This is a genomic window from Stenotrophomonas sp. CFBP 13725, from assembly GCF_014841935.1.
GTDB lineage: Bacteria > Pseudomonadota > Gammaproteobacteria > Xanthomonadales > Xanthomonadaceae > Stenotrophomonas.
In genome coordinates this window covers 1-2,595 of sequence record NZ_JACYUV010000023.1, presented here as the reverse complement: position 1 = coordinate 2,595, position 2,595 = coordinate 1, and the positions used below count along the sequence as shown (strand labels likewise).

The 2,595-nt window shown below is 61.9% G+C and carries 2 protein-coding genes and 1 pseudogene; all 3 read right to left on the bottom strand.

Translation table 11 applies throughout. From position 1 onward, the window contains the following. On the bottom strand, nucleotides 1-508 hold a 508-nt coding region (locus IFT65_RS18455), incomplete at its 3' end, for a hypothetical protein (RefSeq protein WP_206756821.1). Between the two features lie 221 nt (nucleotides 509-729). Beyond that, nucleotides 730-2,151, bottom strand: coding sequence for an XVIPCD domain-containing protein (locus IFT65_RS18450; protein ID WP_249405224.1), 1,422 nt, complete (start codon nucleotides 2,149-2,151; stop codon nucleotides 730-732). A 142-nt stretch (nucleotides 2,152-2,293) separates the two neighbouring features. Beyond that, nucleotides 2,294-2,425 (bottom strand): annotated as a pseudogene (locus IFT65_RS18445) (short-chain dehydrogenase); the annotation flags it as partial. Between the last annotated feature and the right edge of the window lie 170 nt (nucleotides 2,426-2,595).

Here is a 2,595-nt window from a genome sequence, read left to right as displayed (position 1 = left end):
CACAGGGCCACATGGCCGCCGCCACTTTCTGTCGGACTTCGAAATGGTCACCCGCCCACACCAGGAATCCGCCGTGCACCAGCCCACCGTGATCGAACGTGCGGTCGTCCAGGACCAGTTCTTGATCAGGATCGGCCTCTGCAACCCATCTGACGACGGGTACTCGATCCAGCTTGCGGGACTGTGCAAAGAGCTCACTCGCTCCCTGGTCCACGTACTTCTTCATCGTCTTCTCGTCCGGGAAGCCACCGCGCGCAAGAATCGCCGTCGTGACATCTTCGGGTGCACGACCGTCCTTGGAAATGTAGGCCCGCATCCCGACTGTCCATGCCGGGCAGCCGTTCAACTGGGCCAAGTATCCCGTCGTGCCTCCAGTGCCGGCGAATGAACGTATCCAGTAGTGGAAGCGGGAGTCACTGCGATCAGTGACCATGAAGTCGGTCTTACCGTCTTGACCGGATATCTGAAAAACTTTCGCATTCGTCGGATTGCCGATCTTGCAGTCCATCTGCTCAAGTACGACTTTCGCCTCCGGCGGCAACGTGCCGTAGGATCCTCCCCTTATCGCGCTTCCCGAAGGTTCCGGGAGCGGTGGAAGCCCGTGATCTGATACCGGCTGTGGAACAGAGCAGGGGCGTGCCCGAGTATCGTCAGCAGTCGCCAAGCAGTTGCTGTTGGCAATGACAAGGATGACCAAGAGATTCAATCTGATACGGTCAGCGATCATGTCTAGTGGCCTCCCATCGCAGGCGTGTTGTGCTGATGTAATGATGTGCCAACATCCGGTAACGACTGAGCCTGCCCTTCCGCCTGCTGCTGCAGAAGTTGAAGGCTGGTGTCTGCCGGCGTTTCGATCACTGCCGCAGCATTTACGCCTACACGAAGCGCTGCGGGATCGGCTGGCGTGCCCTGTACCAGAAACAATGTTTCGCCGGCACTGCGATCCCCGACGGCATTACTGCTCACTATCTGATCGACGCGGGTCATTCCTGCCGACTTTGCTTCTAGCAGCAGCCGCAAGCTGGAGTCATCAGCCCGCTCCGCGTACCGGCCGCCCATCTCCGTCAATCGAGTACTGATCTGCTGCTGCATCGCATGGTCGCGATGCTGTGGATCGCGGGGATCTTCAGCGTGAAGAACTCGATGATCATCCAGCGTGCGAGCTGGAGTCGGGATCACAGTCGTCAGCACGTACTGCCAGCGTTCCTGATCAGCCGTGCCCCGAACGACCGCTACGAAGTCGTCGTACTCGCCGTTGCCAATGGTTTGGCAGCCCGCTGAGTAGGTGTTCAAAGCACTTCCACGATGGATCTTGAAAGTGTTGTTGAGATCCTGCACACCATTTATGTCACGCCCATCGAACCAGCCGTCTCCATTGGTGTCCCGTTCGACGCGGTGAGCGCCCTCAGCGACTGCCGCCCCCGTCGGGCGCAAAGAAAACTCATCCGGCTTGCCGGAGCGAGGATGCGTTGTAGCGCGCATCTCCGTCGTTCCTTCTGCCAGCCGACCCAAGTCCTTCACCCTATCCGCATTGACATCAACTCCCTCGGTCTTGGGGCGCGTGATTACGTCAGCGAATCCCAGGCTGGCAGGCTTGGTCTTTGCGTGACCGTCGTACTGCGCTGACGGTTCAGTGGCGGCCTTCAGGAACTCCCGTACATGCCCCTGCCCCTCTACATCCCGCCAAAGCACCACGATGCGATCATCGTAGTCACCTTGACCTCTTTCAACAGTGGTGCGGGTCTCCTTCCGCAACCCCAGAATCACCCGATCCTGCGTGTCCATGGCTTCCCGCGCCGCCGGGTTGCCACGTAGCGCCACCATGCTTCCATACACATCATGCTGCTGGGCTGGGCTCAACGCAGAGGTCTCGTCCGCGTCCGGCATCCGCGGCGGTCGCGACGCCACGCGCAACCGCTCCAGCATCGGCGTGACGGTGGCCCTGTCCGCCACTACAACGCCTCCCGCTTGCCCCAGCGCCTCAAGCTCCGGCGCCGCACGAACCGCGACATAGCGCTCCAGCGCTTCCTGCACGACGAGCGTCTGCGCCTCCCGCAGCGTCTGCAGCTGCGCGGCGGCCTCCCGTGCACGCTGCGAACGCAGAAGCGCCACTACGTCATCCGCAGCGGCGCTGATGTTGATCTCGGTCATGCGTCAAACCTCCACCCCCCTGAAGCCGGAGCTTCACGCTAGCGACGCGGCGCAGGGGGTGGGTTTGACCAGGGGCACACTCTGGCATGTTGGCGTCAGCGCCCTCTCAGCGGCGAGAGGAAGCCGACGGTGCCTGTCGCGGTCAGCCGTGCGGGCCGCCCATCACCGGCAGCACCACGCCGCTGATATAGCTGGAGCAGCTGGGTGCGGCAAGGAAGACGTACGCGGGCGACAACTCTTCCGGCTGCGCGGCGCGGCTCATATCGCTGTTCTGCTGTCGCTGATCAGTATGAAGACACCGCCGGCTCGTCACATCAGCGGGCGTTTCCGCTACCGGTGCAAGGTTGACGCCAGCACGCTGCTCGCACGACTCAACGCCCTTCTACGAACGGGTCGTCATCACAGTCGATGGGCTTGCCGTCACAGGGCCACATGGCCGCCGCC